The sequence below is a fragment of the Paenibacillus sp. P4_E11 genome (genome assembly GCF_056401635.1).
The window spans coordinates 1-7,058 of record NZ_JBFUIX010000158.1 but is presented as its reverse complement, the minus strand read 5'-3'; the positions used below and the strand labels follow the sequence as shown (position 1 = coordinate 7,058).

The window sequence follows — 7,058 nt, the reverse complement described above, 5'->3', positions numbered from 1 at the left end:
GGTCCTTGGTGGTTGTGTTCAGTTTGGCGTGTGGGGAGGGAGTGAACAGGAGGTTCCACCCGCTGTTGAAATCGATTCCTTTGATTGAAATGTTGTCGTGGTTAGGAATCGGTTTCAAAGGCGGACGCTTCGCTTCTCCACTCTCCTGCTCACTCCCTTTTTGTTCTGCTTTCCTTCAAGGAGTTTCCTTTGTCCGTACGCTCCGCGTCCGGTTTTTCCGAGTGAAATCTTCTGATACATGTCCAAAGACGATCCCGTAATCATAGGACATCCAATTATGTTGTAATCAGAATCAGTAATTTGAAACATTCAGGCTGTTTGTCGATTTTATCGACTAACTCGAGCTTAACGTCCCTCATTCCCGAGAATTAGTCGATTCTATCGACGAGTTAACCCATCCAACCTACCGTTTCTTACTCCTTCCCAGCCAAGATAACCGAACTCCTTGCTCCCAAGCCATATGTTGAAAAAGGATAAACCCCAAAAACTTATAAATTCTTATATGTTCAAGAAGGCCGTCCAGATTTGCAGCTTGAGCTGCAACCTGGACGGCCTTTTTGATTATTAACCTATCTTGATTCGACCTTATTGCGACAGTCGGATCGCCAACTCGTACAATTCTCGGTTGAATTCTTTCTTCGTATTCACGACCTTGTCAATGTCGGTTAATGTAAGCTCGCCTTTGATAACCCCGCAGCCTTTGCCGGATTCGCCTTCAATCAACTTCCGCACAGCGAAATCACCAAGGCGACTTGCTAGAACGCGGTCGTTGTGAGTCGGCGTACCACCACGTTGAATATGACCAAGCACCGTAACACGCGGTTCGATGCCATGATTGTCCTTGATGTGGTCGGCGACGCTATGCGCGCTTCCATAACCTTCAGCTACAACGACAATACTATGACGCTTCCCGGTGTTGAAATTATCCTTCATCCGGTTGCCGACATCGTCCAGACTGAATGGAACCTCTGGCACGAGAATCGTCTCCGCTCCACTCGCCAGACCCGCATATAGTGCGATGTCCCCGCAGTAGCGACCCATAACCTCGACGATGGAGGATCGTTCGTGCGAACTCATCGTATCCCGAAGCTTGTTGATCGCGTCTACGACAATGCTGACGGCTGTGTCGAACCCTATCGTATAGTCGGTGAACGGAATATCGTTATCGATCGTGCCGGGCAATCCCATCGCCTTGATGCCAAGCTTGCTCAGCTTGTTCGCACCCTGATAAGAGCCGTCGCCACCGATGACGACAAGCCCGTCGATGCCCCGTCGCCGCAAATTGTCAGCACCGATCTGCTGACCTTCCGGTGTCATGAATTCTTTGCAGCGCGCCGTCTGCAGAATCGTTCCTCCGCGTTGTATAATATCGCCCACACTCCGCAGGTCCATCTGGCGAATATCGTCATTGATGAGTCCGGCATATCCCCGCTGCACCGCATATACATCCAATCCGTAGAACAATGCACTTCTTACAACCGCTCTTACAGCTGCGTTCATCCCTTGGGAGTCTCCACCACTTGTGAGGACGGCAATTGATTTAACAGACATCACTAAGCTCCACCTTTCTTACGAATCCATAYACTGTTCACCCAGAAGAACAACCTAGTTACAGGACTGCCCTTCATTAACTGCTTGGAAATCATTCTTACTTCCGGTTGATGATTCACCTTCGGATCGGACAAGTACAAAGCCAATAAGCCTTCGATAATCATTCTGTGAAAAGACGAGTGCTCCGTTCCTTCAATATCCATCCGAGCCCGCTCTACAATCCAGACTATGCGCTTAGCCGTGGAATCCAGACCGTCATAATAGTTGCAAAAGTTCAAGTCTCCGCCAGCGATATCTTCTTCCTGATCGATTAAGTAATCCAGCAAAATATGAAGTCCGCACACATGAGGGAAATAGGCTTGGAAGATGGCATCCGCTTGGCTGACCGATATTCGATCATTCGTCGCGGCAAGAAACAAGTAAAAGACGCCTAGCGTGGAGCCAGTCGCGGCTGCGAATTCGTTCCAGTGCAGATCCGGGTAGCGTTCCCGATTGCGTTCCCACCAAGCTAGTAATTCGGCTTCACGTAGATCCTTACGGATGTGCTTGTACACTTGCAGATCACAGTACAATCCAACTAGCCATTCAACGCGTTCCTGTACATGTGCATACCCGGGCAACAAACAGACGCACGATTGACAAGTTCGGACAAGTTCGTTCAAGTAGCCGCCGTCGTCACGCTCCTCGCGGAACTCATAATAATCTTGCAGGGGCGCTGACGGGTTCACCGCATCGAGCATCGACTGGTGCAAGCGGCGGAAGTCTTCCGGATCGAGCGATGTGCTCCGGTCACACAGATTATCCAGATAATCGCTAATCGTCTGGAAGGCTACGATCAAGGGAAGTAGAACATGTCGCATGGATAGGTTGGCTACCGCATATATAGCGCCACCCTGGCAATGAAACTTTTTGTGCGTCATGCTGTCGATCGCTTGCTTCCGTAGTTCCGCATCCGGCATCCGTTCCGCCACACTGCGCCAGCCTTCAAGTTGGGTGTGAACCTCCGGGAGCACATACCGATATACTCGATGCATGAGGGCGATCGGGTTGCGGGGAACCTTCGCATAGTTAGGCCAAGTGCTTATCACGTTCCTTGTTCCTCCATACCAATCCGTTAAGTTATAGGTTCTATTATAGTATAAATGCCTCTATAAACCTAACTTTACCCCACAACTCTACCCCACAAAGTGAAGCACGCCTCTGACGCTTATTCCTATTACTTTGCGGGGGCCCCATACTCATCCCTCACAAAGTAACGCACACCCCATTAATGATGCGCCCGAGTGGACAATTCCTGATTCACCCGATACCAGATGTGCAAATCGGTAATACAGCTCGCCAGCTCAGCGATCTCATAGTTCAACCGACACGATATTGGAAAATCGTCTTCCACATTCAATTGAAGCTGCTTGCGAATAATAATGCGTTCCAAGGATAAGATCCGGTCCGGAATCGTCCCTCGAATTTCTTCCCACCGAACTAGAATATCCGCGCGTTCTTCCTCCCTGTATCGTTCCCATTCCTGGTCCAGCGAAGGAAGCTCAATGCCTAACCTTTCATTGTAAATAAACACGTTTGTCATCTACTCTAGCCCCTTTATATACCCGAGAATACTGTACCACGCCCTCCAACTTCTCGCCAAGTAAAAAATGTTGCATAAGCTTCGCTTTGTTGCCAGATCGGCCATCCGGATTTATACTAGACTTTATTAGTTAGGCAGGGTTAACGCAGTATAATCATGCGAAACTCTAAAGGGAGTCCTTATCATGTCCGAAGCCGAATCCGGCAACAGTCAGCTGACCTTAAGGCAGCTTTTTGCTTTTTTTGTCCCCCTCGGCCTGTCCGCGAGCCTGGTCACGATTTCGCATGTCATTATTAACAGCACACTTGCACGATCCGCGCATCCAGAAACGATAATTGCAAGCTATGCGATCGGTATGAGCATGCTAGGTATAATCGAGAGGCCAGCCGTTCTGCTCAGGCAAACATGCTCCGCCCTAGTACGGGATCGGGTATCGTTCCGCTCCATGACCGTTGTTACCGTCTATATGCTGCTTGCCATGTTCGTAGGCGGGGTAATTATTTCATATACGCCGCTGGGTCGATGGATATTCCTTTACGCCTTCGGGGTGGATCATGATTTGCTCGGCCGCATACTTGATGTTTACAGCATCCTGATGTTCGTCTCGATCTTTTCGGGCATTCGCTGTTTGTACCATGGGATCATTATCAGCAATATGCGCACCAAATGGCTGACCATCGGTATGGTAATTCGCCTAGCCGCCATGTACGCGCTCTCACTCTATTTCATTCATACCAATCGAGTTACTAGCGGTGAGGTTGGCGCGATTATATTCCTGGTCGGCATGGTGATCGAAGCCGCGGTAAGTGCTTGGGAAGGTCGTAAGGTAGCGCGGATGATGCCTCATAAGAAAGAGGACCATCCGGTTGATAAACCGAAGCAAATCTTTCAATTCTACCGCCCACTCCTGTTATCTTCGCTAATCGTCATTCTCGTTGGCCCGTCCATTAACGCGTTGCTAGGAAAAACGGTCGATTTCGAGCTTGCCATTGCTTCGTTCGCTATAGCTGGCAGTCTTGCGCAGCTGGTGCAAAGTTTTTTTTCCTACATGCATCAAATCGTGCTGAATTTTTACCGTAAAGATAAAGACGTGGTGTTGCGTTTCGCTCTCCTATTAAGTGCGATTCCCCCACTCCTGATCGGCATTCTCGGCTATACAGCTGTTGGACCTTGGTTCATGGAGCATGTGATGGGTGTGAATGAACGGTTAATGACCGCGAGCTTGCATGCATTGCGTATCTTCATGCTGTTCGCCCTTATCTATCCTTGGCTCGATTACTGCAACGGTATTATACTGCTGCGTGGCGAAACGAAGATCATGCTGTTCTCTCAGACAGCGAATGTTATCATAACCCTTGTGACCTTAATTACTTGTATTGTAACCGTCCCGCAGTGGAACGGAATGATTGGTGCACTCTCCCAGTCACTTGGTTTGGCTGCCGAAATCTTGGTGGTGTTGTACGTGCTTCGCACGACTTCCAAGAGTACTACCCGCAATATGATGCGAGAATGAACTTACCCAAAGGATGAATGTAACATGGCAACGCCCCACTCCAACCTTGAACCACATCCCATGCAACAAATAGACAAGCGATCGCTTCCGTCCACTCGTGACGAAGTCGTATTGCGAATGTTCTCATTCGCCTTTTACTTAACGATGGCGTTAACCGTTTCCTTCTTCCCGCTATACTTCGACCATCAAGGCTACACAAAAATCCAGATTGGCGCCCTCTATTCCATAGGTCCGTTCATCGGAATATTCGCCAACCTGTTCTGGGGGCTGCTGAGCGACAAGTATCAGACGGTTAAGAAATGGCTCATCGTGATGCTAACCGGCCAACTGATCATGATGCTCATCCTGATGAAGGTCGACACACTTGGCTGGCTGTACACCTTAATGATGTTCTTCTACTTCTTCCAAACGCCGCTTAACGCCCTCAATGACAGCCTGATTATGCTGACGATCAAGAACACGCGAAAGAGCTATGCTTCGTTCCGTATCTGGGGCTCATTGGGCTTCGCCTTCTCCGCGCTCGTGTTCGGCATGCTGTTGAAGCAGATCGGAATCCAGTACACAATGACTATCTGTATCGGCACGATTACACTTTCGTTGCTGCTCGCTATGCTGCTCCGTGATCGGACGGGTAGCAGTACAGGCAAGATGCAGTTCACCGGCTTCGGGCAAGTAATCGGGTCGCGGCGATTCCTATGGTTTCTGCTGCTCATCTTCATCTTGTCGATCGCTCACCGGCTCAATGATGGGTTCCTTGCCCTCTACTTGCGCGAGTTGGGCGCCAGTGATACCATAGTCGGTTGGTCCTGGACTGCCTCCGCACTGAGCGAGATCCCTGTGTTCTTCTGGCTCAGCCGACACGGTCATAAGTTCAAGGAGCTCCCGCTGTTAATGATTGCAGGTCTCGTGTACACTTTGCGCTTCACACTCGTCAGCCTGGTGACGGAACCGGAGTGGGTCATCCTGCTGCAACTGCTGCACAGCTTCTCCTTCGGCATCTTCCTGTTCACGGCGCTGCGCTACATGATGCAGCTTATTCCGGACCGATTCCGCGCGACCGGGCAAGCGATCTATGCGGTCGTCTGGTCATGTCTTGCTGGTCTGGTGAGCGGTGTTGTGGGAGGCTGGATCTTCGATGCCTGGGGACCGCACTGGATGTATAGGTTCGCCGCCTGCTGCTCACTCATTGCCAGTCTGTTCTTCTTCCTTACCCATTGGTTGCAAAAAGAAGGGACTCCCTCGGAATAAGAGGAAGTCCCTTTGCTTCACCATTGCTAACTGGCTATGGCTTCACGTCAACGATGACTTTATCGAACGGCTTCCCGTTCAACGTAATATCCAATTTCCATAAGCCCGGCTGACTTAGCCCGAACCTTCCCCCGCTCTGTGCCACTGCTCCGGCGTCGTTCGGTCCTTTCGTGACTGGCCACTCATACAGCTGCACCGTCTGCCCGCTATCCTTATGCGTGGCTGTCATCTTGTACTTGCCGGTGATATCCGCATCGCGCCCCCAGAAATACATAAAGTAGAGGCCCCCTCTGCTCGAACGGAACAACGCATCGTTCGGATTGTTCGTCTTGACCATCCCGAACTTCCCCTCATGCCCATACAGGGTTAGCTTACCCGCTTGGAAAGTAGGCGTCACTTTCCATAAATCCGGCTTATTCGCTTGCAAGTAAATGGATAAAATGACAATAAAGATTGCAATAATACCTAAAGATTGCAGCGTTTCCCTTTTCGATGCTCGAATCGCTTGCGGCATCATCCATCACGACCTCACCCAGAGCTTGATTTCAACCCTACAATACCATATTTTGTACCACAGGGGAACGAGAGAATTGGTCTTCAGGAGGAATCTTGAAGTCAAAGATCGAATTACTCATTAAGATGCAGCCCAACATTGTAATACTTGAAAATTTGTTTGGTATAAGGAGGAAGCTCATGTCGCAGGACATAGTAGTCCAGTTACGTAATGTAACGAAACGTATTGGCAGCAAAACGATCGTGGATCACCTAACGTTCGATGTTCCCCGAGGAGAAGTGTTCGGCTTTCTCGGTCCCAATGGAGCGGGCAAAACGACGACCATCCGTATGATAGTAGGTCTGATCTCGATGACAGAGGGCGAAGTAATCGTGAACGGCATTCATGTCGGCCGGAACTTCGAGCAAGCCATGATGCATATCGGAGCTATCGTGGAAAATCCGGAGATGTACAAGTTCCTTACCGGCTATCAGAACCTGATCCACTTCGCCCGGATGATTCCCGGCATTACGAAGGAACGCATCGACGAGGTCGTCAAGCTAGTCAAGATGGAAAACCGTATTCACGATAAGGTCAAGACGTATTCGCTCGGCATGCGTCAGCGGCTCGGTGTTGCCCAAGCCATTCTGCATCGCCCCGCTGTCCTCATC

At 50.0% G+C, this 7,058-nt stretch carries 7 protein-coding genes; 3 read left to right on the top strand and 4 right to left on the bottom strand.

Going from position 1 to position 7,058, the window contains the following annotated elements:
* Window positions 1-585: 585 nt before the first annotated feature.
* The 3 genes from pfkA to AC1DWB_RS29895 form a co-directional block, all read right to left on the bottom strand.
* Window positions 586-1,551, bottom strand: a complete 966-nt coding sequence (gene pfkA / locus AC1DWB_RS29905; RefSeq protein WP_477544748.1) for a 6-phosphofructokinase — start codon at window positions 1,549-1,551, stop codon at window positions 586-588.
* A 2-nt stretch (window positions 1,552-1,553) separates the two neighbouring features.
* Complete coding sequence (locus AC1DWB_RS29900) at window positions 1,554-2,585, bottom strand: tetraprenyl-beta-curcumene synthase family protein (protein ID WP_477544749.1); 1,032 nt, start codon at window positions 2,583-2,585, stop codon at window positions 1,554-1,556.
* A gap of 233 nt (window positions 2,586-2,818) precedes the next feature.
* A complete protein-coding gene (locus tag AC1DWB_RS29895; protein ID WP_477544747.1) occupies window positions 2,819-3,133 on the bottom strand; it encodes a hypothetical protein in 315 nt (104 codons plus the stop codon).
* A gap of 184 nt (window positions 3,134-3,317) precedes the next feature.
* Between AC1DWB_RS29895 and AC1DWB_RS29890 the strand changes: the two genes are divergently transcribed.
* Together AC1DWB_RS29890 and AC1DWB_RS29885 are read left to right on the top strand one after the other, a co-directional pair.
* Window positions 3,318-4,646, top strand: a complete 1,329-nt coding sequence (locus AC1DWB_RS29890) for a multi antimicrobial extrusion protein MatE (protein ID WP_477544746.1) — start codon at window positions 3,318-3,320, stop codon at window positions 4,644-4,646.
* Between the two features lie 24 nt (window positions 4,647-4,670).
* Window positions 4,671-5,894 (top strand): MFS transporter, encoded by a 1,224-nt coding sequence (locus AC1DWB_RS29885; RefSeq protein ID WP_477544745.1) that lies wholly within the window; start codon window positions 4,671-4,673, stop codon window positions 5,892-5,894.
* Between the two features lie 34 nt (window positions 5,895-5,928).
* Here AC1DWB_RS29885 and AC1DWB_RS29880 read toward each other — a convergent pair whose 3' ends face one another.
* Window positions 5,929-6,411 carry a hypothetical protein gene (locus AC1DWB_RS29880; RefSeq protein WP_477544744.1) on the bottom strand — a complete coding sequence of 161 codons (483 nt, stop codon included), beginning with the start codon at window positions 6,409-6,411 and terminating at the stop codon, window positions 5,929-5,931.
* Between the two features lie 176 nt (window positions 6,412-6,587).
* On the opposite strand from AC1DWB_RS29880, the gene AC1DWB_RS29875 reads away from it, so the two are divergent.
* Window positions 6,588-7,058: ABC transporter ATP-binding protein (locus AC1DWB_RS29875; RefSeq protein ID WP_477544743.1), on the top strand; the 471-nt coding region annotated here is incomplete at its 3' end.

Excerpts from the sequence above, each read along its gene's own strand:
- pfkA (WP_477544748.1), bottom strand. The coding sequence starts at position 1,551 with ATGTCTGTTAAATCAATTGCCGTCCTCACAAGTGGTGGAGACTCCCAA.
- AC1DWB_RS29885 (WP_477544745.1), top strand. The coding sequence starts at position 4,671 with ATGGCAACGCCCCACTCCAACCTTGAACCACATCCCATGCAACAAATA.
- AC1DWB_RS29890 (WP_477544746.1), top strand. The coding sequence starts at position 3,318 with ATGTCCGAAGCCGAATCCGGCAACAGTCAGCTGACCTTAAGGCAGCTT.
- AC1DWB_RS29895 (WP_477544747.1), bottom strand. The coding sequence starts at position 3,133 with ATGACAAACGTGTTTATTTACAATGAAAGGTTAGGCATTGAGCTTCCT.
- AC1DWB_RS29880 (WP_477544744.1), bottom strand. The coding sequence starts at position 6,411 with ATGATGCCGCAAGCGATTCGAGCATCGAAAAGGGAAACGCTGCAATCT.